Origin of the sequence: Marinobacter sp. (assembly GCF_965229985.1) — a bacterium.
Classification (GTDB): Bacteria; Pseudomonadota; Gammaproteobacteria; order Pseudomonadales; family Oleiphilaceae; genus Marinobacter.
In genome coordinates this window covers 2,660,709-2,685,394 of record NZ_OZ245935.1, presented here as the reverse complement: position 1 = coordinate 2,685,394, position 24,686 = coordinate 2,660,709, and the positions used below count along the sequence as shown (strand labels likewise).

Sequence of the window (24,686 nt, the reverse complement as noted above, 5' to 3'; positions counted from 1 at the left end):
ACTAACAGAGGAGTCTCCACCATGGCATGCGTGGAACTGAAAAATATAAACAAGACCTTTGGACAGATTGAGATTCTGCCGTGCGTGAACCTGCGCATTGAAGATGGTGAATTCGTGGTCTTTGTCGGCCCGTCGGGTTGCGGCAAGTCGACCATGCTCCGGCTGATTGCCGGGCTGGAGGACCCCACCAGCGGGGATATCGAGATCGACGGCGAAGTGGTCACTGACCAGTCACCGAAAGAGCGGGGTGTGGGCATGGTGTTCCAGTCCTACGCCCTGTATCCCCACATGTCGGTGTATGAGAACATCGCCTTTGGCCTCAAGCTGGGCAAGGCCAAAAAGAACAAGATCCGCGAGTGGGTGGAAAAAACGGCCGAAGTCCTGCAACTGGAGAAGTTGCTGGACCGCAAACCCCGGGAGTTGTCCGGTGGCCAGCGCCAGCGGGTAGCGATTGGCCGGGCCATGGCCCGGGAACCCAAGATCATGCTGTTCGACGAGCCGTTGTCCAATCTGGACGCCAGTCTGCGGGTACAGATGCGCACGGAAATCGCCAAGCTTCATGACCGCCTGCAGTCCACCATGATCTACGTCACCCACGATCAGGTTGAGGCCATGACCCTGGCCGACAAGATTGTGGTGCTGAACGGCGGCAATATCGAACAGGTTGGTACGCCCTACGAACTTTACGAAACTCCGGCCAGTCTGTTTGTGGCCGGATTTATCGGTTCGCCGAAAATGAACCTGATGCCCGGCAGGGTCGCAGGGGAAACCGGTGCATCGGCAACGACTATTGATATCCGGGGTCTGGGAGAAGTGACCGTCAACCGTGAGACCTCCGACCTGAAGGATGGCGATTCGGTGACCGTGGGGGTTCGCCCGGAACACTTCAGTCTGGCGTTGTCCGGGCCCGATCACGGCCTGGAAGTGGTTAACGTCGAGTATCTCGGGAACGAAGCCTATGTCTATGTCGAGCTGCCCGGCATGCAGGAGCTCATGGTTGTACGCCAGCCGGTGCCCTGTGAGGTTCAGACCGGACAGCGCGTGGCGCTGACCACCGAGCCGGAACTGGTGCACGTGTTCGATGCCAGTGGCCGGGCCCTCGGTCCTTTCCAGGCGGAGTCTGAGGCGACTGAACAGCTGGCGGCAACCCAGTGAAATCCGAAAACCGAGGGCGGGAGAGACGAGTGTGACAGAGAAGCCCAGGCGTCTGACAGTGAAGCTGATGGCGGAGAAGCTGAATGTTTCCACCGCCACCATCTCCAATGCCTTCAATCGGCCGGATCAGCTGTCTGAAGGCCGACGCCGCTGGATTCTGGAAGAGTGCAAGCGTCTGGGCTACATGGGCCCCAACGCTGCAGCCCGGAGCCTGCGCACGGGCCGAACCGGCAACGTTGGCGTGATGCTGGCGGATAACCTGGCCTACAGTTTGACCGACCCGGTGGCCAGTGAATTTCTGCATGGCCTCGCGGAGGTTCTTGATCGACGCCACATGAACATGCTGCTGCTATCGAGCCAGGACGATGACGAGCATCGGAGCCGGCTTCAGGAATCCATGGTGGACGGATTTATTGTCTACGGCTGGCTGAAAAAAGGCAGGACCTATGACCGGCTGCTACAGCACGGCAAAACCATGGTGGCGGTGGATTTTGATCTGGAAGGTTGTACCTGGGTCAACATCGACAACTATGAGGGTGCCCGCCGCAGCGCTGAGCATGCGCTCCAACAGCCCCCTGAAAACGTTGCGATTCTGGGTCTCCGTCTGGTGGACACGGACCGTGTCTGTCGGATCCGCGACCGGGAACTGTTCAACGAGGCAAGGGCGATTTCCGTTCGCCGGCTTCACGGTTATACCGATGCCCTGGAAGCTGCCGGCTACCAGGTGCCCGCCGAACGCATCTGGTCTACACCCACCAATACCCATCAGGACGCCTACCAGGCGGCACGGGAAGCACTGACCAGCAGCCCCAGACCGGATCTGTTGCTGTGCATGAGTGACCGGATCGCCCTGGCCGCCATTCAGGCCGCACTGCAGATGGGGCTGAGAGTGCCGGAGGATGTCCGGATCGTCGGTTTTGACGGTATTCCCGAGGGCGCCAACATTCACCCGTCGCTGACTACGGTCTATCAACAGAGTGCGGAGAAGGGACGTATCGCCGCCCGGATTTTCCTGGGTGAACAGGAAGACGCCAACGTGCTGCTGCCCACTTGTCTGTTGGTGCGCGAAAGCTGCCCCTGATTCCTGCTCACTCCACATAGCAAAAGAGCCCGCAATGATGCCATTTGACGTACTCTGCTTCGGCGAAGCCCTGATCGACATGCGCGGTGAAAACGTCGACGGGCAACTGCGTTTTGTCCCCCAGCCCGGTGGCGCCCCCGCCAATGTTGCCGTTGGTGTGGCGAGGCTCGGTGGCAGGTCCGGGTTTGCCGGCCAGGTCGGTGCCGACCTGTTCGGCAACCAGATCCTGGCCTCGCTGTCCGGGTTCGGTGTGGATACATCGCAATTGGTGCAGACCAACAATGCCAATACCGCGCTGGCCATGGTCGCCCTCGATGAAGCCGGTGAACGCAGCTTCACCTTCTACCGGAATGCCACTGCGGATTTGCTGTATGAGCCGGAACAAATGCCGGACAGCGCTCTCGCCGGCCAGCCCATCTTTCATATCTGTTCGAATACCCTGACTGAGCCGGTCATTGCGGAAACGACCCTGGCCCTGGTGGCCCGGGCGCGAAAGGCGGGTAGCCTGGTGAGTTTCGATGTCAATTACCGCGAGCCACTCTGGCCGGATCCGGAACGGGCACCTGAACAGATTCGTGCCCTTGCCTTGGAAGCCGACCTGGTCAAGTTCAGCCGGGAAGAACTGACAGCGCTTTACGGTGACCAGGGTGATGCCCTGGTTGAAGAGCTTCGTGGTCGGACTGTTCAGTTGGTGCTGGTTTCTGACGGCCCCAACGCCCTACAGGCCTGGGCGGGTGAAAGGCAGCTGACAATGGTGCCGCCGCAGGTGCGGGCGGTGGATACCACCGCTGCCGGCGATGCCTTTGTGGCCGGCCTCCTGTATCAGTTGGCCAGCCACGGTGTAACAGCGGACCGTCTTGGTCCGTGGCTTGCCCAACCCGTCAGTCTCGACCGGGCTCTGGAGTTCGCAGCCCGGTGTGGTGCCATTGCCGCAACCCGGTTCGGAGCCTTCGATGCCTTGCCGTCAAAAGCTGATTTGCAGGGCCTGTGACTGAGTGCCCCGAATGCCAGACTGGATTTTGATCAATTTCCCTTTCCTGATCGCTGTTCTTGACTATAGTTAAGAGTAAGGAACGGTTGCTGATCTGACAGTCTCCGGATCCCGTATTTCACAATACCAACAACAGCAAAGAAGGGGGTTGTCCATGCTCCTGTCACATGCGTTCGGTCTCTTCACCCATCCTGATGAAGAGTGGGCTTCCATACGAAAAGAACATGAAACACCGCGCCGGGTCTATGTTGCCTATGTGCTGATTCTGGCAGCCATTGCACCCATCTGCGCTTACATCTCGACGGCCTATTTCGGCTGGACGGTGGGCAATGAGCGGCTGATCAAGCTGACCGAGATCAGTGCAATGCAGCTCAGTGTGCTTACCTACCTGGCGATGCTGGTAGGCGTCTTTGCACTGGGCTATGCCATCAACTGGATGGCGAAAACCTATGGCGCCAAGGAAGAGCATGTGCCCTCCAACGGCATTGCCTTGGCCGCTTACTCCTGCACGCCCCTTTTCCTGGCGGGTTTTGCCCTGCTGTATCCGGTGCCCTGGTTCAATGCCATCGTCTTCCTGGTAGCTGCTTGTTACGGGGCTTACCTCATGTATGACGGGCTGCCGATTGTCATGGGTATCGAAAAGGAACGGGCGGTCATGTACGCCGGTGCGTTGCTGACTGTCGCCCTGGTGATCCTCGTATCCACACGGGTCGGTTCGGTCATTCTCTGGAACTTTGGAGTGGGGCCTGTATTCATCAGCGGATAGGCAGAATCCAAACGGAACGCCAAGGGGAGCCAGGAGCTCCCCTTTTTTATGGATTCTGGCATTTACCGCGCGCTTGTCGTGATTTGCCATCCCCCTGTCGTAATTTGGCAATGCGTTCTTAACGAAGCCCGACTAGGTTCTTCAGTTGGAGTAGTACCGGCAAAGGTCACAGGGTGCCGAGGCTACGAAGGATGAACGCAGGGGAAGACACAACAATGAAACGACTGACACGACGGGATTTTCTGAAGGCATCGGCCATGGGCATGGGGGCAGTGGTGGTCTCTACCGGCCTGGCAGGCTGTGTGCTGGACAGCTCCGATGAACGAACAATCAGCTTCACTCACGGTGTGGCCAGTGGCGATCCGCTTGCCGATGGCGTCATGCTCTGGACCAGGGCAGCGCCGGCGAATGGTGGGGCCCCTGTCGGCGTGGCCTGGGAGGTGGCGACGGATGAAGGTTTTGAGAACCTGGTGCATTCCGGCACGGCAGAGGCCGCTGAAGCCCATGATTTCACCGTCAAGGTGGATGTGCGCGGGCTGGCGCCCGGGCAAACCTATTATTACCGCTTCCAGACAACGGACCGTCAGTCACCGGTGGGCGTAACCAGGACACTACCGGAGGGCAGTGTCGACTCGGTGCGCCTGGCTGTGGTGTCCTGTTCGAACTACCCGGCCGGTTACTTCAACGTCTACCGGGAAATCAGTAAACAGGCTGATCTGGATGCTGTGGTGCATCTGGGCGACTACATCTACGAATACAGCTCCGATAGCAGCAGCTATGCGGCACAGGATGCTCAGGCGCTGGGCCGTACCTTCCCGGAGGACAACAACCTCGAGCTGATTGAACTGGTGGATTATCGCAGGCGCTACGCTGCGTACCGGGCAGACCCGGACCTTCAGTCCTTGCATGCCAGGGTTCCGTTTATCGTGGTGTGGGACGACCACGAGGTGGCCAACGACACCTGGGAGGAGGGCGCTGAAAATCATAATGACGGAGAAGGCGATTTCACCGAACGCAAGCTCAATGCCCTCAAGGCCTATTTCGAGTGGATGCCGATCCGTCCTGTGTTCGAGGGCAGCGACGAGGCCATTTTCCGGACCTTCCGGTTCGGCAATCTGGTGGACCTGCACATGCTGGATACCCGCATTATTGGGCGCGACCAGCAACTGGACTACATGGACTACTTCACGGGAGAAGGGCTGGATGCCGTCCGCTTTACTGAGGATGTTGGCAGTCAGAACCGCACCCTGCTGGGCGCAGAGCAGCTGCTCTGGCTGCAGTCTTCCCTGAACTATTCCACCGCAACATGGCAGGTGTTGGGGCAGCAGGTACTGATGGGCCGAATGAATCTGCCCGCGGAGCTGCTGGTGGCCATTGCAACTGAGCAGTTTGACGGTCTGCCGGAAAAACTGGCGGAACTGGCCCAGCTCAAAGGCCGGGAGCTCCAGGGGGATCCGTCCCTGACCCCAGAGGAATTGGCTCGCATCAATACAGTTGCCCCCTACAATCTGGATGCCTGGGATGGCTACCAGTATGAACGGGAAGTGGTGCTGGGTACTGCCAAGGCGCTGAACAAGAACCTGGTGGTGCTGGCGGGGGATACCCATAACGCCTGGGCCAACAATCTGAAAGACATCCAGGGCGACCAGATTGGCGTGGAGTTCGCCACAGCCTCGGTGACATCACCCGGTCTGGAGGAGTATCTCGGCATCCCGGATGACATGATTCAGGGCGCTGAACAGGCCATCAGTCTGCTGGTGGATGATCTGGACTACCTGAATGTGAATCAGCGCGGCTACATGTTGGTTACCTTTACTCCGGAAGAAGCTCGGTCGGATTGGTATTTCGTGGACACCATCAAGTCAAAGGATTATCAGATCGATGCGGCCCGCACTGCCTCCCGCAGGGTGTTGCCCGGACAGGGCAATCGTACTGTGGAGCCTGTAAACGCCGTATAGGGCGACAGGCAGGCCATTAGCTATCCTGTCCTTGATGCAGCGCAAACCACCCCGGATGCTTTCCGGGGTTAAATGGTGATGTTGCAACGGCAGGGAGCTTTCAGGGTATGGCCGAATCGATGGAACAAAAAGGCAGCGAAAGTCAGCAGTTGGAGCTCGAATGGCATGTGCTTCAGCCTGCTGATGCCCGGCAGCACCTGAAAGCAGAGGCGCCTCTGTCTGATGATGAGGTTTGCGCTCGTCTGGCCAGCCATGGCCCTAATGCGCTGTCGGAGGCTCGTGCAAAGGGGCCGTGGGCGAGGCTGGGCCGACAACTCAAAAATTTCCTGATTTATGTGCTGTCGGGGGCCGCCGTGATTACGGCCAGCCTGGGCCACTGGGTAGATGCAGGCGTTATTCTCGCCGTCGTGGTTATCCAGACCCTGGTGGGTTTTGTCCAGGAGGGCAAGGCCGAGCAGGCCCTGTCGGCCATTCGTCACATGCTTGCCCCAAAAGCCAGGGTGGTGCGGTCCGATGGCCAGCATCAGATAGACGCTGCAAGCCTGGTTCCGGGTGATACGGTGCTGTTGGAGCCAGGGGACCGGGTGCCCGCCGATCTTCGTCTGGAGAAATCCCACAACCTGAAAATCGATGAGGCCATTCTCACGGGTGAGTCCGAGGCGGTTGAAAAATCGACAGAGGCGGTCACTGCAGATGCTCCCTTGGGTGACCAGTCCGGAATGGCATTTTCCGGCACCATGGTTGCAACCGGCACTGGTCGCGGTGTTGTGGTCCGTACAGGCGCCAGGACAGAAATCGGCCGTATTTCCGGCCTGCTTGCCCAGACTACAACCCTGAAAACCCCCTTGCTGGAGCAGATGGACAGGTTTGCTCGAATCCTGTCCATCGTCGTTATTATTGCCGGCATAGCGATTTTCGTCGGCGGTTCCGTGTTCAGTGGGCTGCCATTCCGGGAGCTTTTCATGGCGGTGGTTGGCCTTACGGTTGCTGCCATTCCCGAGGGTTTGCCGGCGATTCTCACCATTACCCTGGCCATCGGTGTGCGCCAGATGGCACGTCGTCAGGCCGTGGTCCGTCGAATGCCGGTTATCGAAACCCTGGGAGCGGTGTCGGTGATTTGTTCGGATAAAACCGGAACGCTGACCCGCAATGAAATGATGGTAACCCGGGCGGTGTTGTCCGGGGTCCGGCTGGAGGTGACCGGCGAAGGCTATGATTTTGATGGTTCGGTGAGTGGCGAACAGGGGCATTCGACGGACTCCGTCCTGCTGGACGAACTTGCCCGGGCAGCGGCCCTGTGTAACGACGCCCATGTCCACCATGATTCCGGCCGGGTCAGGGTCACTGGCGATCCCATGGAGGCCGCGCTTTCGGTGTTCGCCCGCAAGGCCGGTTTTGATGTTGAAAAAAGTGCCGCCGACTGGCCCCGGAAAGATGAAATTCCGTTTGATACCGAAAATCGCTTCATGGCCACGCTGAACCATGATCACCACGGGCATAGCGTGATCTACTTGAAAGGAGCACCAGAGCGAATTCTGGATATGTGTGCCAGCGAGGTTGGCGAATCAGGGGATGCCGGGGAACTGCGCCGGGATTTCTGGGAACAGGTCATTACAGAAATGGCCTCGGATGGTCTCAGAGTGCTGGCCCTGGCGCGAAAACCGGCAGAGCGGGGCATCGGTGAACTGGCTACTGAGGACCTTGAACAGGGGGCAGAACTGCTCGGCCTGGTCGGGCTTCTGGACCCGCCCAGGCAGGAAGCTATTCGGGCGATTTCGGAGTGCCACGATGCCGGAATCCGGGTCAAGATGATTACCGGTGATCACGGGATAACGGCAGGCGCTATTGCCCGCAAGCTGGGGCTGAAAAATACCGAGCGGGTGCTGACCGGTAAGGAGCTGGACCAACTGGATGATAATCAGCTTCGAGATCTGGTTGGCGAGGTGGATGTCTTCGCCCGGACCAGCCCGGAACACAAGTTGAGACTGGTAACCGCACTCCAGGCACTGCATGGGGTTGTGGCCATGACCGGGGACGGGGTGAACGATGCCCCGGCACTCAAACGGGCGGATGTAGGGATCGCCATGGGTGTGAAAGGCTCGGAGGCGGCCCGGGAAGCATCTTCAGTGGTGTTGCTTGATGATAACTTTGCCAGTATCGCCGCGGCCGTGCGAGAGGGTCGAACTGTTTATACCAATCTCAAGAAAGGCATCGCCTTTATGCTGCCGATAAATGGGGGCGAATCCATCAGTCTGATCACGGCCTTGCTGTTGGGGCTGACGTTGCCAATTTCTGCCTTGCAGATTCTCTGGGTCAATATGGTCAGTTCGGTGGTTCTGGCGATGACGCTGGCGTTTGAGCCCGCGGAGCCGGATGTCATGAAACGCATGCCCAGAGCCCGGGATGAGTCGCTGTTGAAGGGGTTTGTGGTCTGGCGTGTGGTGTTTGTTTCCTTGCTGTTTCTGGTGGGGATCTTTGCGGCCTGGTATTGGGCCATCCACCACTACGGCGATGAGAATACGGCGCGAACGCTGGCGGTCAATACTTTGGTCGCCATGGAGATGTTCTACCTGTTTGCTGTGCGTTACCTGGATTCGGCATCGATCACCCTGCGGGGGGTGCTGGGCACACCGATTGTGCTTCTGGCGGTTGCAACCGTGATTGCGCTGCAGTTGCTGTTTACCTATATGCCGTGGTTTAACGAAACCTTCGGCACACAGGCGCTGAGTCTTGAAATGCTGGGGTTCGCAACTGTGGCCGGGGTGGCTGTTCTGGTGATTCTGGAAATAGAAACGGCGTTTAGAAAACGCCTGCTCAGGGCAGGCCCCGGGTAATTACCGCCGGATCGCCCCGGCCCTCCACCGCCGCCAGCTCGGCACTGGAAAGCCATTCTCCCGGTGGCTTGTCCATGACGCTGGCACAGGCGGCCAGGGCATGGCCCCAGGAACAACCGTTGGCGAACAGCATGCCAGCTTCATTCAGGGTACCGCCACGATTGATGTAACCCAGAACCCGGGCCTGCGACGGTTCCGGGAACAGTGGAGATAGATGGCCCCTGAATACCTCAGGGCGCATGTGCGTGAGGGCAACCCGTCGGTGAATGCGATGGGGGAACAGGCGCTCCCTCTCGAATTCCGACAGGCAGACCTGGGCTTCCATCGTGTCTCTCGGCTGGCGGAATCTGCCGGGCTCCTGGATATAGACCAGCCGGAAGGGTGTGCCGGTTTCCCGCAGGCGTTCACATGCCCGTATGGCTTCGGATAGCTGATAGGCGCCATTGGCCATGAGCAGCAAAGGCTCGCCAGCGGAGGTGTCTTCGTCCACCACCAGGGCACCGTGCCTGGCTAATAGTTCTGCTTCCCGCATGTCAAAGACGCAGGGGCGCTCCCGTTTCGGGATCACCATACAGGTGATCTTGCCCCGCTCACTGAATACCGATGGCAGCGTCGCCAGGGTGCTGTTGTAGTCTGCCGGAAACAGCACCCGGGATACGTCGTTCATCTCCGCGAGCATGCTCTCGCAGAAGGTGGTGTCCTGATGGGATTGCTCGTTCTTGCCGTTCTCCCAGGTATGTGAGGTGGCGATAACCGGCAGGCCAAGCCAGCGCGCCGGTCGGCCCACTTCCTTCTGGTGCCGGGCAAAGATCAGCTCCTGCCGGATGGCGCCGAGCATCTTTACGCAGAAAGCCTCATAGCTGGCTACCAGATTCAGGCCCGCCTTGTTGGCCAGGCATGCCGATACCACAGCCTCTTCGTTGAGCGCGGTGATGATCTTGCCGTGGACCGATTCCTGGTCGTTCTCTGGATCGTTTACCCGGTGCTTCAGGTCGCCCAGGACGCCGCCGAGACGGTTGCTTGCCAGCTCGTCCGGATTGCCTACTCGGGCCCTGAGCCCGGGGTTTTTAGCCACCAGTGCCCGGAAAAAGTCATCCACAGCCTTCATTGGGGAAATGCAGTCCGGATTGGCCGGTAGCCGGGGGATCACGGGATCCGGCGGATTACGGGTCGCGAGGGCATGATCCCGCTCCAGGGGGCGTGATTGTCCAGCGTGCTGGTTCAGTTGAGCGATACAGCTCTGAAGTTGGTCCGGAGCCACCCACAATCTCGCTACATGTTCGTTAAACAGCTCCCTGGCCCGGGCGTCCATACGCGGGTTTCCGGGCAGCGGCAGGTTGTGGGCCGCATTGCTGCTGGCGCCATAGAACCCGTAACCCTTGGTGGTTTCTGCTATGCCATAGGGCACCCGAACCGGGTAGCTGCTTTCACCTCGTAGCGCGGCCTCGCCATTGGTGGTAAGGGCCTGTTCCATTTCGTAAAGAGCACAGACAAAGGCTGCAGGATCCCGGCCGTCAAAACGAAAGGGCACGAAGCCCCGGTGCTCAAGGTGTGCTTCAAAACGCTCGAGACCTTCTCGGGTGCCCAGCTCCGTGCGCTGTTCGATCCGCCGACCGTTGGCAATCATGACCGGCATGACGGCTCCGCAATCCTCGGCGCGCCACCAGCGTGGGATCCAGTCGCTGCCGCGCTGCTCCTCGGCGGCGCCGTCTGAAAGAAAAGCGATCAGAGATTCGCCGGGCAGAGGCATGTGGGCATATTGAAGTTCGGCAAAACCCAGGTAACCACCTTCCAGAATGCCGCCGGCGGTGTGCGGATTGACATGGCTGCCAAGGGGAGCAGCCATTGTGCCGTCCGGCTTCTGCCGGTAACTGTAGAAATCGGCCACCAGAGTGGACAGCCCGTCAGGCCCGCGGTAACGCTCCGCCTGTTCCGGATGCAGGTTTCCGGTGAGTACATTCAGGGCGTCTACCGCTGCCACGCAGTGCCCCTGGCCCATCAGCCAGCTGCGTGTGCGCCCGGTCAGATTGTTCAGGGCCAGATAGCCGGCATAAGCCGGCACCATGTTCAGCGCGCCGCCGGTGTGTCCTTCCGGATTGGTTTTGAAATCCTGGGGCGCCAGGGGCTGACCGGAGACATCGACCTTGCGGGCGTAAGTCATATGAACCACCAACCACAGCCCGGCACTGGTCAGCCGGTCAAGATCGGCAAGCCTGCGATAAACGGTGGCGGTGTCTGGCTGGTGCCCGGCGGCAACCAAGTGCTCTGCCAGCATCCTGGCCTGATGTTTTGTGGTTTCGTTGTGCTGGATGACGCCATAGCCGTCGCACCAGCGCCGGTAATCCGGGCAGTCTGACGCGGTGTGATCCACCGGTGCTGTTTGAATGGGCGATGGCATGATGTGCATCCATGGTGTCAGTGTGTCAGTGGATTTTAAAACCACCGCTGTTAGCGGCCATTGATGCAGATCAGTCGAAACTGCATATTTCTGCGGACGACTCCAGGAGGAGCGGGTGGGTGGAAGGCTCTGCCAAAATCGTGCGGAGCCATGGATGGCGGAGCCGAGCGTACAGGGACGTATTTACAGCGTATTTTGGCAGAGCCTTCCACCCGGCCGCGTGCAGGCTCACTCGCCTGCCCGTTGCCGAATGCCATGGTTTCTGAGAGTCTGGTCGGATAAGCCATCTGTAAAGGAGACTCCCATGACGCAAGACAAGAATCAGGACAAGCGCCGGAAATATTCGGCACCGGTGGTCGATGGCATTGGCAAATCCGCCAGTCGCGCCATGCTTCGTGCGGTCGGGTTTACTGATGAGGATTTCAGAAAGCCCCAGATCGGCATTGCGTCTACGTGGAGTAACCTCACGCCCTGCAATATGCACATCAATCAGCTGGCCGAAGAGTCGGCCGCCGGCGCCGATGAGGCGGGCGGCAAGTCGCTGATCTTCAATACCATCACGGTATCGGACGGTATTGCCAATGGTACCGAGGGTATGAAGTACTCCCTGGTGTCCCGGGAGGTGATCGCCGATTCCATTGAAACCGTTGCCGGCTGTGAAGGATTCGATGGCCTGGTGGCCATTGGTGGCTGCGACAAGAACATGCCCGGCTGCATGATGGGGCTGGCTCGCCTGAACCGGCCTTCGGTATTTGTCTACGGTGGCACCATTATGCCCGGTGAGAACCATACCGATATCATCTCTGTTTTCGAGGCCGTAGGTGCCCATGCCCGTGGTGACCTGGACCTGATTGAGGTCAAGCAGATCGAGGAAACCGCGATCCCCGGGCCGGGTTCCTGTGGCGGCATGTATACCGCCAACACCATGGCGTCGGCGATTGAGGCCATGGGCATGAGCCTGCCGGGCAGCTCCGCCCAGAATGCGGTGTCAGACACCAAGGCGGCGGATTGTCGTGGTGCCGGCGCGGCGGTGCTGAATCTGCTGGAGAAAGACATCAAGCCCAGCGACATCATGACCCGGAAAGCCTTTGAGAATGCCATCACCGTGGTGATCGCCCTGGGTGGCTCCACCAATGCGGTGCTGCATCTGCTGGCTATGGCCAGCACCATCGGTGTCGACCTAGAGCTGGAAGATTTCGTCGACATTGGCAAGCGGGTGCCGGTGCTGGCGGATCTGCGCCCGAGTGGCCATTACATGATGTCGGAGCTGGTAGCCATTGGCGGTATTCAGCCGCTGATGAAGATGCTGCTGGACAGGGGGCTACTGCACGGTGACTGTCTGACCGTAACCGGCCAGACCCTGGCGGAGAACCTGGCCGATGTTGCGCCCTATCCGGAGGGGCAGGACATCATTCACGCCTTCGATAATCCGATCAAGGCGGACAGCCATCTGCGCATCCTGTTCGGGAACCTGTCGCCCACTGGCGCGGTGGCCAAGATCACCGGCAAGGAAGGCACGCACTTCACCGGTCGAGCCCGAGTATTCCATTCGGAAGAAGAGGCCCAGGAGCGAATTCTGGACGGCACGGTGGTGGCCGGCGATGTGCTGGTTATCCGTTATGAAGGTCCCAAAGGCGGCCCGGGTATGCGGGAGATGCTCAGCCCCACCTCCGCCATTATGGGTAAGGGCCTGGGTAGCGATGTGGCGTTGATTACCGATGGTCGGTTTTCCGGCGGCAGCCACGGGTTCGTGGTTGGCCATATCACACCGGAGGCGGCGGAAGGTGGTCCCATTGCGCTGGTTGAGGATGGCGACACCATCACCATTGATGCCGTCAGCAACCGGATTGAGCTGGATGTCTCCGATGACGAACTGGAACGTAGGCGCCAGGCCTGGAAAAAGCCGGCGCCCCGTTTCATCCGGGGCACATTGGCGAAGTATTCGCGAACAGTAAGTTCTGCCTCAAAAGGGGCAGTGACCGATTTGCCTTGATTGAGCTGGAGCTCATGTCTTCAGCTGTTCCGGCTTGCCCCAGTAGTATCCCTGGCCATACAGGCCGGGGAACTGCTGTAGCCAGGCGGCGATAGCTTCCTCCTCTACACCTTCGACCACGACATCCAGGTCCAGAGCCTCACCCAGGTCAAGCGCCGCTCGGAATATTCGCTGTCGAGCGGGTTCCGTGAGTATGTCACTGAGAAAACTCCGGTCGATTTTTAGCTCGTCCAGCTCGAATGTGGCAAGGGTTCCCAGCGACGAGTGCCCGGTTCCAAAATCATCGACGGCAATTCTGAAGCCACTTTGGCTCAGGGTCCGAATGACGTCTTTTGCCAAGGCTGTGTCAGCCATCATCGCTGTTTCGGTAATCTCCAGAATAAGATCGGAAGGTTGTGCCCCATGGTGCTGCACAATCGCCTTCACTTTTTCCAGAAAGTCCGGATGGGTAAGATCGTTTGCAGAAATATTGACCGCAACGGCAATGTGGTCCCCGTGACAGGCCTTCAGGGCGCTCATATCTTCGCAGACCCGGTCGACCACCCAGAGCGTAACGTGGTGAATCATCCCGACCTGTTCGGCTAACGGGATCCATCGATCCGGAGCAACCGTGCCGAAGTCCGGGTGTTGCCAGCGTATCAGGGCTTCCACCGAAGCAATACTTGCGTCCTGTATTCGCACGGTTGGTTGGTATTCCAGCCAAATGCTGCCATCACCCAGTGCCTCTTCGATATCCAGCATCAGCATTTGCTGCTGGTACTGCCAGTCCGCGATAGCCGGGTCGTAAACCGTAAGGGGCTGATGCGTATCCAGGGCAGCAAAGCCAGCGGATGAAAGGATTTCTGACGCGTCGACCCCATGCTCCGGAGCATGGGCGATACCCACCGATGAACTCCAGGATAGCGAGAATCGGCCTTCGCGGAAGTTCTCTCCCAACCAGTTCATGAGTGTTTTCAGTTTTTCCGGGTAAGTGTCCGGAGCGTCACTGTGGTAAAAGGCGAAGGCATGATTGCTGGTGTCAATGCTGGCGAGCGCATAGCCGTCAATCATGATCAACTGATCACCCATGATCCGTTTCAGGAATCCGTCGAGCTCCCACAGATAACTTCTGAGCAGATCCTCTGCCGTCCGATAGCCGAGAGCCTGTTCGATTTCGTTAAACCGTATCAATTGAATCATGGCGACGGTGTAGGGCTGTTGTTGGCTATCAAGCTGATCCAGTGACTCCTCCAGCATGGCCCGATTGGGTTTGCCGGTAACACTGTGGGTTTTGAGGAGTTGTTTGTAATTTTGCTCAACGTGAGATCGCAGCGTTTGTTCCTGGCGGGCCCGAATATCGGAGGCCAGCCTTTTTTTGCGCTCTTCCAATATCTGACGGCCAATGCCGCTGGTCAGGATCAGAGATGCGACCGCTGCACCGATAAAGAATGCGGAATCGGTAAAACTGTTCACCGGGACCCAGCCGACAGTCCGTGCCGCCGAGATAATTGTACCCAGGAGAATGAAGAGCAGTGATAACGCAAAGTAGCGGGCATACACCTCGTGTTGGGCCTGTTTGAGAGCAAGGCCCAGAATCATCGAACCACCTGCCAGGGCGATTATCAGGAAGGAGTCCTGACCGACCAACGGAAGCCGCAATGGCATGGCCAGCAAATGTAAAAGGGCGAGCACACTCGTCGCATTAAGTAGCAGTCTCGGGAGTTTGGAGACGTGGATAAAGTTTGGCGTGATTTGGCAGAGTGAGATGAGGCAAAGACAAAGGCTGATGTTTAGTAATGCGTTAATTTCGGGGAAGTTTGGCCAAATTAACCATAGCCCGAATCCTTCCATAACAAGTTGCACGTGGATAACGGATAGAGTGAGAACGCCCAGCCAGGCCAGCCCCGGCAGCCTGAATTTCATCATGAAACTGAGGTTCAGCAGCAACGCGAAGACCAGGAGGCCGGTGATGAACGCCTTCCAGGTCATGGTGCCTGCGATGCTGCTTACAACGTTGTTCGGTTCCAGAATGGTAATGGGCAGTAACGTGGGGCCGGCATTTTGAACCTCGAACAACAGTATGGAAGTGCCCGTCGGTAATGAAACCGGCCAGATCCACGGTGGTAGTGAAATCAACCTGTTACCGGACGGGTAAAGGTCTCCCATTTCGCGAAGACGCTGGAAAACGCCGTTTTCATCGAGAATGGCGGGCCTGAGCCGATCAATGTAAGGCGCAGATACAAGCGCCCACTGTTCGACGTCTGTGGTTCTGGGGTTTTCCACGGTTACCTTGAAGGTGACGGGGCCATTGTAATAGCCAATGCCGGAGTTCTGTGACGGGGCCGCTTGCCAGTTTTTCTGCCGCCAGTTTTCGTCGTCTATAATCTGTTCCAGAGGGGCAACCAGGTAGTCGATCTGTTCAATGCGGGAGGACTGGGACGTTGACTCGGGCGAGTCGACGTGCGACAGCGGAGAAAGAGGGCTTTCAGGTCCATGGAGGAGGCTTGCGAGCAGACCGTATGCCATAGCAGCGAAAAGAAACAGGAATGGCAGCCACCGTCGAAAAGGTGTCAGCCCGGATTGGGCTCGGAGTTGTGACAGCACGGCTTTTTCAGTCTGATCTGTGCTGTCATCCATATGAAGCGACGGTCCCACTAAGAAGTGTTTTCTGACTCGATGAATCAGGCCGAATTTTAATGGTTTTCCAACTCCCTTGCATTTGCTATATGAAATTGGCGCAAGAAACTTTTCACCTGATCAAACAAGGCATTCGCTGGTATAGTTAACCCTGACCATCATATCTGTAGAAGCCTGTTTCCGGACCGGTTGCGCGATGCATGAATAAATCACAGGATCTGTACAAATGAGACTCGCCGGCTTTTCCCCTTTCGTGATCTTGATGTTGCTCTGGCTGCCTGGATCGCTTATGGCCCATCAAACGGGGGGCGATTCCCAAAAGCGGGCCGCAGAAACAGAAAATGGACCCAGACTTGCGTCGGTGAATGCCGCGGTTGCTGTGGCTGGTGATAGCGAGCTGATTTTCGGCAAGAACGCCGACCGTTCCGTACCCATTGCCTCTGTCACCAAGGTCATGACCGCGCTGGTCGTGCTGGAATCTGGCGAGCCGCTGGATGAATGGCTCACCTTTCATGAGCGGCATACGCCCGCCGCCGCCAACGCCTACAGCCGCATCCGTATTGATTCAGAGATGCGTCGCAGAGATGTACTGCGCATTGCGCTGATGTCCTCGGAAAATTTTGCCGCCTACACGCTGGCCCGCAGCCATCCGGGTGGATTCGATGCCTTTATTGAGGCCATGAACGCCAAGGCCGTGGCCCTGGGAATGACCGGCACCCGGTTTGTCGATCCCACCGGGCTGTCATCGGAGAATCTTTCAACCGCAGCGGATCTTGTGAAGCTGGTAAACGCGGCGGCTGACTATCCGGAAATCCGGGAATACTCCACCACCGGTTATTTCCGTGGGCAGTTCCGGCAGCCCCGTTACAGCCTGTCGTTCGGGAACACCAATGCCCTGGTGCATCGGGATAGCTGGGGAGTGGCCCTGAGCAAAACCGGCTATCTCTCCGAGGCCGGTCGCTGCCTGGTGATGATCTCGAAGATGAACGGCAAGGAAGTGGTGACCGTTCTGCTGGATTCCCTTGGTACCCGCTCGCCGATGGGCGATGCCGGACGGATCAAGCGCTGGCTTGATACCGGAGCCCGGGGTTCCGTGGCTGCTGCGGCGCGGCGCTACGAACAGGAAAAGAACGCGGCCTACGCGACCGCAGGCAACAGCACGGTCAGTGTGAACTGACCCTGAAAGGAATCCCGCCATGATCCAGATTTTCACCACCGGTGGCACCATCGACAAGGTGTATTTCGATGCCAACAGCGAATTCGAGGTGGGGCACAGCCTGCTGCCTGAGCTGCTTTCGGAATCCAATATCCATGAGGGCTATCGCCTTCGGGAGCTGATGCGCAAAGACAGTCTGGAGATGACTGATGAGGATCGCCAATTGGTATTTGCGGCGGCCAGAGAATGCGATTGTGACCGCATCGTTATGACCCACGGTACCGATACCATGGCGGATACGGCTGCGGTGTTGGCCAATCTCAAGGATAAAACCATTGTACTGACCGGCGCCATGCAGCCGGCCCGCATGCGCCGCACCGATGCGGTGTTCAACGTCGGGTTTGCCTGGGCCGCGGTGCAGTTGCTGCCACCGGGGGTCTACATCGCCATGAATGGCGAAGTGTTCGAGGCCGGGGCCGTGCGCAAGAACCTGCAGGCACAACGTTTCGAGCGGACCTGATTCAGGCCAGGCTGTCTTTCTCCTGGCAGGTCAGTTCCCGATAATCGCCGGGCTTCAGCGCCTTATCCAGTTCGACCTGCCCGATACGCACTCGGTGCAGCGCCTCGACGTGGTTGCCGACCGCCGCCAGCATGCGCTTGACCTGATGGTAGCGCCCTTCCGAAATTGTAAGCTCAATGATCCGCTCTTCCAGAGTCTTTACCCGGGCCGGCCGCGTGGGCTTCGGGTCGTTGTGCAAATCCACCCCACGTTCCAGTTGTTGTGCCGCTGCGTCGGTCAGTGGTTCGCTCAGCGTGACCTGGTAGGTTTTGGGGCAATCGGTTCGCGGTGAGGTGACCCGGTGCGACCACTGACCATCGGTGGTGAGCAACAGTAAGCCGGTAGTGTCTGCGTCCAGGCGGCCGGCAATGTGGAGGTTTCGGGTGATGTCCACAGGCAACAGGTCCAGCGCCGTTGGGTGATCGCTGTCTGTTGTCGCACTCACCACGCCAGCCGGCTTGTTCATCATCAGGTAGCGCTCGCCTGGAAGAGCCAGCAGGGCGCCGGCCAAGGCCACCCGTTCGCCGCCGGTTAATTGGGTGTTGGCGCTCTTGCAGGTTTGTTCATCAACCGTTACCTCCCCACGACTGATGGCCCGTTTGGACTCTTTTCGGGAGAGTTCGGTGCTGTTGGCAATAAACTGGTCCAGTCGCATGGTATTCAGCAGCGTTGTCCCGGAGCCGGTGAGCTCAGGCTGGCCAGGCAGAGCACCGGGGTTTCTCCAGTCATCCGGGACCAGAGCAAAGCCAGAGCTTCAGTGTTCACATCGGGGCGTGGAGTCCGGAAGCTGGCCGTGGGATCGATGCCGCTGCCATTTCGGGTCGCCAGAACAAAGGTAAAAGGGTGAGCGCCTGGGATGCCCAGCCGGATGTCGGTAGCCGTGATGCGGTTGCCGACCTCGTTGTAGTCCAGGAAGCCCCGGGTGAACCATTCCAGGCGCTGAGCCTCGGGCAGGTCCGAGACTGCCTTCGCCAGATCCGGGCGGCGCGGAAAATATTCAAGATTCAAGGGCGTATCACCGTCCAGGAAGCCGGTAACAATCTCTACCCGCTGATCACCCTGAAGAGCCGTGGCGCGCCACAGCAGGGTGTTGAAAGGCATGGGTTGAACCAGCAGATCGGGGTTTTCAAGTCCTGCCTCTGCGAGCGCCGGTTGCACCCGTTGGGTAATGACCTGTTGGGCCAGGACGCTCCAGCCCAGGTACAGGGTGGACACGACCAGCCCCGCAACTACCGCTGATTTGGCTGGCGGTCGGGCAAGAAAAAACAGGCAACCGGCCAGGAGGGGCAGGGTATAGAGCGGATCGATTATAAAAATGCTACTGATGGCCACGGGAGGCCCGATGGGCCAGAACAGCTGGGTGCCATAGGTGGTGAAGGCGTCCAGCAGTGGGTGGGTGATCAGGATCAGGCCAGTCAGCGCGAGCCATCGCTGGAAACCCAGTTGCGGCTTCCAGCGCCAGAGTAACCAGGCAAGGGCCACCGCCAGAGGAGCCAGAATGAACAACGAGTGGCTGAAACCCCGGTGCTGGGTGAAATTGGCCACCGCCGTCCCATAGTCGATGACAACATCCAGATCCGGCAGGGTGCCCAGCACGGCGCCAGTCAGCAAAACCGAGCGGCCGAGGGTCTTGCCGGCAACGGCGCCGGCCAGGGAGGCGCCCAGGGCGGCCTGGGTTATGGAATCCATGTCAGATCAGTCTCGCGTCAAAATAGTTACCTGCAATAGTAGGCCGCCGGCACTCCGGTGGATCACTGGCCAGCAGGTATCCCCAGCTCCGCCAGAACCGATTCACCGGGATAGCCATCGGCTACCAATTTGTTGGCAGACTGAAACTGCCGGATCGCGGACCGGGTTGCCGGGCCCATGATGCCATCGGGGTTGCCAGGCTCATAGCCGCGTTGCTGAAGGGCTTTCTGCAGACTGATGATATTGTCGCGGGACAGTGCCGGGGCATCCTCGGGCGGCGGGTTCTGCAACTTGCCGGCACCGGCAATCCGGTCTGCCAGATGGCCAACGGCAATGGCGTAGAATTCGGAGCGGTTCCAGCCCATGATCACGCGGAAGTTGTCATAGGCGAGAAACGCCGGGCCACGGTGTCCTGCGGGTACCACCAGAGCGGCATCAATCGGTTCACGGGCCAGCGGATTGCCAAAGGCATCTGTGATTCCCATGTTGCGCCATTCCGACAGCGGCAGACGACGCCCGTCCGCCAGGGAATAGTCGAATTTCTCGGGCAGAAGCACCTCACGCCCCCAGCGATAGTCGCCGTTCCAGTTCATGGATTCCAGGAACCTGCCGGCAGACATCATGGCATCCGGCAGGCTGTTCCAGAGATCCCTGCGGCCATCGCCGTCGGCATCCACTGCGTGTTTCAGGAAGACGGTGGGCATGAACTGGACGTGTCCCATGGCGCCAGCCCAGGAACCTTCCATCTGGTCTGCCGGTATGGCGCCCTCATCAATGATGCGCAGGGCCGCGATCAGCTGCTCGGTAAAGAAGGTACTGCGGCGGGGATCGCAGGCCAGGGTTGTCAGGGAGCTGGGCACCGGCATCTTGCCGAAATAGCTGCCAAAATTGGTTTCCAGGCCCCAGAAGGCCACCAGATAAGGCGCGGGCACGCCGGTTTCCCGGGTGACTCTGGCCAGCAGCTCCTGGTGTTCCTCCAGTAGTTCACGGCCCTTGCTGACCCGGGCCTCGTTAACCCGCCGGTTCAGGTAGTCGGCGAACGTAGTGGTGAACTCCGGTTGCCGACGGTCCAGTTCGATCACCCGTGCCAGATGCTGAACCTCGGACATCACCTCGCTGGCGGTCTTGCTGCTGACCCCGGCGGCAATGGCCTGTTCCTGAAGCCGGGCTTTGCACTCAGCAAACCCCGCCGGCTCAACCTCAGGGTTGTCCTGGGCGAGGGCCGGCAGGGACAGAAATGACAGAAAACCGGAGAAAAACAAGCCGCGGGTAAGGCAGCCCTGGCGAAGAATCCTTGCAGGTCTGGTCAGCACACAAAACCTCTATCAGGCTGATGGTGGTGGAATAGTCCTGAGCCCATGTTAGCGCGTTTTTCAGCCGGAGAAACACTGTCCGGGCCCCGGTGGAGTGACAATTCTTTAACCTGACGGTTCCCGGCAAAAGGCGATTGTCGTCTTTTTGTTGCCGACAGGTTCCTGGTGCGGGGCTTTGTTCTATAGTTGGACCATAGAAACGGGTTGTGGATAGGGGAAGGTCTGAACTATGGCAATGCTGAAAGCGCTGGTGGTGGATGACGCCAGCTTTGTACGTGATCTGGTCAAACGAACCGTGCGCCAGCGTTTTCCGGTGATCGAAACAACCGATGCCCAGAATGGCCGGCGGGCCCAGTCGCTGATGTCCCGGACCGCGTTTGACCTGATACTGTGCGACTGGGAAATGCCCGAGATGTCGGGCCTGGAGCTGTTGCAGTGGATGCGCCAGCAGCCCCAGTACGAAAACGTGCCCTTTATCATGATTACCAGTCGGGGCGACAAGGATCATGTGATTGAAGCGGTGAAGGGAGGCGTTTCCGAATACCTTGGTAAACCGTTCAGCCCCGAGGGGCTGAGCAAGAAAATCATCAAGGTGATGGGCCGCAAACTGAAAGACGCCATGGACCGGAGCGGCAAGTCCATGGCAAGCCCTGCCGATGCCTTCAAGGAGTCCGCCAACCTGCTGACCCGCAAGCCGGAGTCCATGGCGGAGAACCCTGCCGCTTCAACCCTTTCGTCACCTGCGCAGGCAGCTCCTGTGGCAACGCCCAAACAGGCCCCGTCCCGCGGTTCGATGAGTTTTGCCTCCGTGCGTTTTGCAGAAAGCACCCTGAAATCGGTGGTCAAGGATATCAATCTCACTGAAGTGCGGGTGATCGCCAAGCGGGATCAGGTGTTCCCGGGGATTCTCGACCAGGCGGTGGTGGACATTGAGACAGGCGAGGGTCAGATGGCCCGCCTTAATGGCTACGTGCACCAATTGCAGGCCGTGGACAAACGCCAGGACACTGATTTTGTCAGCGTCACCATCCGGTTTGTTGATGAAGACCCGAAAAAGCTTGAGGACTTGTCGAGGTTCGTCGCCCGTTTCCGGGCGGGGATGCGCTAGCTTTCCGCTTTCTCCGGGATGCGTTCGACCAGCCGTTCCCGGGGGAAATGGCAAATAAATTCACTGCCCTCGCCAATCCGGCTGCGAATCTCCAGATTGCCATCGTGGTTGAGCAAGACGTGTTTAACGATTGCCAAGCCAAGACCTGTGCCGCCAGTATCCTTGTGGCGGCTAGGGTCGGCCCGGTAAAAGCGTTCTGTCAGGCGCGGTATATGGACCGGGTCAATGCCGATACCGGTGTCCTTCACCGACAGATGGGCGCCTTCCCGGTTGGTGGACCAGGATACGCTGATCTGACCGTTTGCCGGCGTGTACTTAACCGCATTGAAGATCAGGTTCGAGAATGCGCTGCGCAGCTGGCTTTCGTCCCCTTTCAGCAGGCGGTGGTCGCCGATATGCACGGTAATCTCGTGCTGTTTTTCGCCACTGAGTGCCCGGGCGTCATGGCAGATCTGAGCCAGCAGCTGGTCCACGTCCGTGAGCGTGTCGTTGACCGTCTGTTCACCGGTTTCGATTCGTGACAGCAGGATCAGGTCGGTGATCAGGGCTTCCATCCTGGATGACTGGGCGGCCATGGTGTTAATGGCGCGGCGCCACTTCGGTGGCAGGTCGGCGGCGTTGTCCACCAGGGTTTCCAGGTAGCCGCTGATGACCGTAAGCGGCGTTCGCATCTCGTGGGACACGTTGCCGACGAAGTCCCGGCGCATCTGTTCGAGCTGATACAGACGAGTCACATCCTTGGCGACGATCAGTCGGTCGTCGTCACCGAACAGGCTGATCTGGATCTGCAGGTGAATGTGCGGTTTGGCCGGGGAATGGATTTCCAGGGGCTCCCGATAATTCCGGGAATCGAAGTAGGTCTTGAAGGCCGGGGTGCGGATCAGGTTGTGAATGTACTGGCCCTGGTCCGTGTTGCGCCGAAAACCGAGCAAGTATTCGGCGGAGCCGTTCCACCATTCCATGGCCCCCCGGGAGTCGGTCATGATCACACCATCACGCATGGCGTTGGTAGACTCCTGCACCCGGTTGATCTGGGCCCGCAATCGGTCCTGGGTTCTCAGGTGGGTCTGGTGAAGTTTGTGGAGGTTGTCGAAGATATCACCCCAGAGCCCGATGCTTTGGGGCGCTTCGTCGGTGGCGCTCGGGTTGGCCAGCCACTGGTAAAGGCGTCGTGCCTGCACCAGAGTCCACCACAGATAGACAATCAGCCCGAAGGTCAGGCCGTAGACAGGCTCACCGAAGTAAAGGCCAACCAGGGTGGAGCCAATCAGGCCACCGATAATGTAGCGCAGGTATCGTGACCAGTTGTGCTGCATCAAAAACTGCCTTGTGTCCGTTCCGGGGCTGATGCTCAGCTGGCCGGAGTTACTTACGCGGCTCTGGTCGAGAAACGATAGCCGGTTCCACGTACCGTCTGGATCAGGTGGTCGTACTTGTCGCCGAGAGCCTTGCGAAGCCGGCGGATGTGAACATCGACTGTTCGTTCCTCAACATAGACGTTGCCACCCCAGACCTGGTCCAGAAGCTGGGAGCGAGTATATACCCGTTCCTGGTGAGTCATGAAGAACTGAAGCAGTCGGTACTCGGTGGGACCCATGGTGAGGGCTCCCTCCTGGGTGGTAACTCGATGACCGACCGGGTCCAGAGTCAGCCCTTCCACTTCAATCGGGCTGTCCACGCCCGGCGGCGTCGCGCGCCGCAGGACCGCTTTCAGGCGGGCAACCAGTTCCCGTGGGCTGAATGGTTTGGTGATGTAATCGTCGGCACCAACCTCCAGACCCTGGATCTTGTTGTCTTCCTCAACCTTGGCGGTGAGCATGATAATAGGAATGTCTGCGGTCGCCTCCTCTTTTTTCAGGCGACGAGCCAGCTCCACGCCACTGGTGCCGGGTAGCATCCAGTCCAGGAGCACGAGATCCGGGTGTTTGTCGACAATCAGGGCATGGGCTTCCCGGGCGTCCGCTGCCTCCAGATAGTCATAATCCGCCATTTCGAGAGCCACGGCGATCATCTCGCGGATCGGGGCCTCGTCATCGACGATCAGGACAGTTTTTCCAGTCATGAGCTTTTAACCTGTGTCAGACCTTGGTTTGTTGCTGCCTCATTACAACGTCCAAGTGTTACAAGTATATGACAGGTTCAGCCAATGATGAGGTCAATCACCAGACCTGCGAAAACTGCGAAACCGGCCCAGTTGTTATTGAGAAACGCTTTGAAGCAGCCCTCACGTTCCCTTTCACGCGCCAGATACTGGTGGTAGACGAACAGGCAGGCCATGGCCACGACGCCCAGGTAATAGAACGTGCCCAGTTCAGCACGATGGCCCACCATGATCAGGATCAGCACCACCATGCCCTGGAGCATGCCAATTATCGTCTTATCGGCATCGCCGAACAGGATGGCCGTGGACTTGATGCCCACTTTCAGGTCGTCGTCCCGGTCCACCATGGCGTAAAGGGTGTCATAGGCAACGGTCCAGAGGACGTTGGCCGTGAAGAGGAGCCAGGTGAGCTGGCTCAGTTCGCCCGCTTCCGCCGCCCAGGCCATGGGGATGGCCCAGGAAAAGGCTGCTCCAAGGAACAGCTGCGGCAGATGGGTGTAGCGCTTCATGAAGGGATAAATAAACGCCAGCAGGGCACCGCCGAAGGACAGGTACAGGGTCAGCGAGTTGGTGAACAGAACCACCATCAGGAAGGAAACCAGACACAGGCCGGCGAACAGCGCTACCGCTTCCCAGGGTTTGACCCGGCCGGCGGTGAGCGGGCGATCCTTGGTGCGTTTGACGTGCTTGTCCCAGTCGCGGTCGGCAAAGTCGTTAATGGCACAGCCGGCAGCGCGCATAAAGAAGACGCCCAGGGTGAATACAATTACATTGCCGAGCCCGGGGCTGCCATCGCCTGCCAGCCACAGGGCCCAGTAGGTCGGCCACAGCAGGAGCAGGGTTCCGATCGGGCGGTCGATTCTGAGTAGACTGGCATAATCGGCCAGTCGGCGCTGGATAGGTTCTGGCACAGCGTCAGGCAGCATGGCGTGCGTCCGTCTGGTGTTCTTCGAATTGAATAAGTGCAG

General features: G+C 58.9%; 18 protein-coding genes. 10 read left to right on the top strand and 8 right to left on the bottom strand.

Annotated features, from left to right (window positions below; genetic code table 11):
* Positions 1-21: 21 nt before the first annotated feature.
* The 6 genes from ACO06L_RS12355 to ACO06L_RS12330 all read left to right on the top strand — a co-directional run bounded on the left by ACO06L_RS12355 (position 22) and on the right by ACO06L_RS12330 (position 8,785).
* Positions 22-1,155, top strand: coding sequence for an ABC transporter ATP-binding protein (locus ACO06L_RS12355; protein ID WP_202346044.1), 1,134 nt, complete (start codon positions 22-24; stop codon positions 1,153-1,155).
* 31 nt (positions 1,156-1,186) lie between these two features.
* Positions 1,187-2,236 carry a LacI family DNA-binding transcriptional regulator gene (locus ACO06L_RS12350; protein ID WP_227512838.1) on the top strand — a complete coding sequence of 350 codons (1,050 nt, stop codon included), beginning with the start codon at positions 1,187-1,189 and terminating at the stop codon, positions 2,234-2,236.
* A 34-nt stretch (positions 2,237-2,270) separates the two neighbouring features.
* Entirely contained in the window at positions 2,271-3,227 is a 957-nt protein-coding gene (locus tag ACO06L_RS12345; protein WP_227715755.1) for a carbohydrate kinase family protein, read from the top strand.
* A 154-nt stretch (positions 3,228-3,381) separates the two neighbouring features.
* Positions 3,382-3,993, top strand: coding sequence for a Yip1 family protein (locus tag ACO06L_RS12340; RefSeq protein ID WP_064229743.1), 612 nt, complete (start codon positions 3,382-3,384; stop codon positions 3,991-3,993).
* 215 nt (positions 3,994-4,208) lie between these two features.
* Positions 4,209-5,951: an alkaline phosphatase D family protein gene (locus ACO06L_RS12335; RefSeq protein ID WP_202346043.1), complete on the top strand. Its 1,743-nt coding sequence runs from the start codon at positions 4,209-4,211 to the stop codon at positions 5,949-5,951.
* A gap of 107 nt (positions 5,952-6,058) precedes the next feature.
* A complete protein-coding gene (locus ACO06L_RS12330; RefSeq protein WP_202346042.1) occupies positions 6,059-8,785 on the top strand; it encodes a cation-translocating P-type ATPase in 2,727 nt (908 codons plus the stop codon).
* Here the strand turns inward: ACO06L_RS12330 and ACO06L_RS12325 are convergent.
* Complete coding sequence (locus tag ACO06L_RS12325; RefSeq protein WP_202346041.1) at positions 8,766-11,183, bottom strand: xylulose 5-phosphate 3-epimerase; 2,418 nt, start codon at positions 11,181-11,183, stop codon at positions 8,766-8,768. The two genes, ACO06L_RS12330 and ACO06L_RS12325, sit on opposite strands and share 20 nt — an antisense overlap.
* A 304-nt stretch (positions 11,184-11,487) precedes the next feature.
* Here ACO06L_RS12325 and ilvD point away from each other — a divergent pair, with 304 nt between their 5' ends.
* A complete protein-coding gene (ilvD, locus tag ACO06L_RS12320) occupies positions 11,488-13,176 on the top strand; it encodes a dihydroxy-acid dehydratase (protein WP_202346040.1) in 1,689 nt (562 codons plus the stop codon).
* Between the two features lie 12 nt (positions 13,177-13,188).
* Here ilvD and ACO06L_RS12315 read toward each other — a convergent pair whose 3' ends face one another.
* Positions 13,189-15,792 (bottom strand): EAL domain-containing protein, encoded by a 2,604-nt coding sequence (locus tag ACO06L_RS12315; RefSeq protein ID WP_202346039.1) that lies wholly within the window; start codon positions 15,790-15,792, stop codon positions 13,189-13,191.
* Between the two features lie 289 nt (positions 15,793-16,081).
* Between ACO06L_RS12315 and pbpG the strand changes: the two genes are divergently transcribed.
* Positions 16,082-16,969 carry a D-alanyl-D-alanine endopeptidase gene (gene pbpG / locus ACO06L_RS12310; protein WP_227512840.1) on the top strand — a complete coding sequence of 296 codons (888 nt, stop codon included), beginning with the start codon at positions 16,082-16,084 and terminating at the stop codon, positions 16,967-16,969.
* 19 nt (positions 16,970-16,988) lie between these two features.
* Positions 16,989-17,468 carry an asparaginase domain-containing protein gene (locus tag ACO06L_RS12305; protein ID WP_064229750.1) on the top strand — a complete coding sequence of 160 codons (480 nt, stop codon included), beginning with the start codon at positions 16,989-16,991 and terminating at the stop codon, positions 17,466-17,468.
* Position 17,469: 1 nt separating this feature from the next.
* Here the strand turns inward: ACO06L_RS12305 and ACO06L_RS12300 are convergent, their stop codons facing one another.
* The 3 genes from ACO06L_RS12300 to ACO06L_RS12290 form a co-directional block, all read right to left on the bottom strand.
* On the bottom strand, positions 17,470-18,162 hold the full coding sequence (locus tag ACO06L_RS12300; RefSeq protein ID WP_202346038.1) for a pseudouridine synthase: 693 nt from the start codon (positions 18,160-18,162) through the stop codon (positions 17,470-17,472).
* 5 nt (positions 18,163-18,167) lie between these two features.
* Complete coding sequence (locus ACO06L_RS12295) at positions 18,168-19,196, bottom strand: metal-dependent hydrolase (protein WP_064229752.1); 1,029 nt, start codon at positions 19,194-19,196, stop codon at positions 18,168-18,170.
* A 62-nt stretch (positions 19,197-19,258) separates the two neighbouring features.
* Positions 19,259-20,509: a lytic murein transglycosylase gene (locus ACO06L_RS12290; RefSeq protein WP_202346037.1), complete on the bottom strand. Its 1,251-nt coding sequence runs from the start codon at positions 20,507-20,509 to the stop codon at positions 19,259-19,261.
* A gap of 229 nt (positions 20,510-20,738) precedes the next feature.
* On the opposite strand from ACO06L_RS12290, the gene ACO06L_RS12285 reads away from it, so the two are divergent.
* A complete protein-coding gene (locus ACO06L_RS12285; RefSeq protein ID WP_202346036.1) occupies positions 20,739-21,617 on the top strand; it encodes a response regulator in 879 nt (292 codons plus the stop codon).
* On the opposite strand, the gene phoR is transcribed toward ACO06L_RS12285, so the two are convergent.
* From phoR to ubiA, 3 genes are all read right to left on the bottom strand, one after another.
* Positions 21,614-22,933 (bottom strand): phosphate regulon sensor histidine kinase PhoR, encoded by a 1,320-nt coding sequence (gene phoR / locus ACO06L_RS12280; RefSeq protein ID WP_202346035.1) that lies wholly within the window; start codon positions 22,931-22,933, stop codon positions 21,614-21,616. The two genes, ACO06L_RS12285 and phoR, sit on opposite strands and share 4 nt — an antisense overlap.
* A gap of 53 nt (positions 22,934-22,986) precedes the next feature.
* Complete coding sequence (gene phoB / locus ACO06L_RS12275; RefSeq protein WP_064229756.1) at positions 22,987-23,679, bottom strand: phosphate regulon transcriptional regulator PhoB; 693 nt, start codon at positions 23,677-23,679, stop codon at positions 22,987-22,989.
* 77 nt (positions 23,680-23,756) lie between these two features.
* Positions 23,757-24,644 (bottom strand): 4-hydroxybenzoate octaprenyltransferase, encoded by an 888-nt coding sequence (ubiA, locus tag ACO06L_RS12270; protein ID WP_064229757.1) that lies wholly within the window; start codon positions 24,642-24,644, stop codon positions 23,757-23,759.
* Between the last annotated feature and the right edge of the window lie 42 nt (positions 24,645-24,686).

What these genes read in the sequence shown, in the direction of transcription:
- ACO06L_RS12355 (WP_202346044.1), top strand. Translation starts at nt 22, where the DNA reads ATGGCATGCGTGGAACTGAAAAATATAAACAAGACCTTTGGACAGATT.
- ACO06L_RS12345 (WP_227715755.1), top strand. Translation starts at nt 2,271, where the DNA reads ATGATGCCATTTGACGTACTCTGCTTCGGCGAAGCCCTGATCGACATG.
- ACO06L_RS12340 (WP_064229743.1), top strand. Translation starts at nt 3,382, where the DNA reads ATGCTCCTGTCACATGCGTTCGGTCTCTTCACCCATCCTGATGAAGAG.
- ACO06L_RS12335 (WP_202346043.1), top strand. Translation starts at nt 4,209, where the DNA reads ATGAAACGACTGACACGACGGGATTTTCTGAAGGCATCGGCCATGGGC.
- ACO06L_RS12330 (WP_202346042.1), top strand. Translation starts at nt 6,059, where the DNA reads ATGGCCGAATCGATGGAACAAAAAGGCAGCGAAAGTCAGCAGTTGGAG.
- ACO06L_RS12325 (WP_202346041.1), bottom strand. Translation starts at nt 11,183, where the DNA reads ATGCCATCGCCCATTCAAACAGCACCGGTGGATCACACCGCGTCAGAC.
- ilvD (WP_202346040.1), top strand. Translation starts at nt 11,488, where the DNA reads ATGACGCAAGACAAGAATCAGGACAAGCGCCGGAAATATTCGGCACCG.
- ACO06L_RS12315 (WP_202346039.1), bottom strand. Translation starts at nt 15,792, where the DNA reads ATGGATGACAGCACAGATCAGACTGAAAAAGCCGTGCTGTCACAACTC.
- pbpG (WP_227512840.1), top strand. Translation starts at nt 16,082, where the DNA reads ATGGCCCATCAAACGGGGGGCGATTCCCAAAAGCGGGCCGCAGAAACA.
- ACO06L_RS12305 (WP_064229750.1), top strand. Translation starts at nt 16,989, where the DNA reads ATGATCCAGATTTTCACCACCGGTGGCACCATCGACAAGGTGTATTTC.
- ACO06L_RS12300 (WP_202346038.1), bottom strand. Translation starts at nt 18,162, where the DNA reads ATGCGACTGGACCAGTTTATTGCCAACAGCACCGAACTCTCCCGAAAA.
- ACO06L_RS12295 (WP_064229752.1), bottom strand. Translation starts at nt 19,196, where the DNA reads ATGGATTCCATAACCCAGGCCGCCCTGGGCGCCTCCCTGGCCGGCGCC.
- ACO06L_RS12285 (WP_202346036.1), top strand. Translation starts at nt 20,739, where the DNA reads ATGGCAATGCTGAAAGCGCTGGTGGTGGATGACGCCAGCTTTGTACGT.
- phoR (WP_202346035.1), bottom strand. Translation starts at nt 22,933, where the DNA reads ATGCAGCACAACTGGTCACGATACCTGCGCTACATTATCGGTGGCCTG.
- phoB (WP_064229756.1), bottom strand. Translation starts at nt 23,679, where the DNA reads ATGACTGGAAAAACTGTCCTGATCGTCGATGACGAGGCCCCGATCCGC.
- ubiA (WP_064229757.1), bottom strand. Translation starts at nt 24,644, where the DNA reads ATGCTGCCTGACGCTGTGCCAGAACCTATCCAGCGCCGACTGGCCGAT.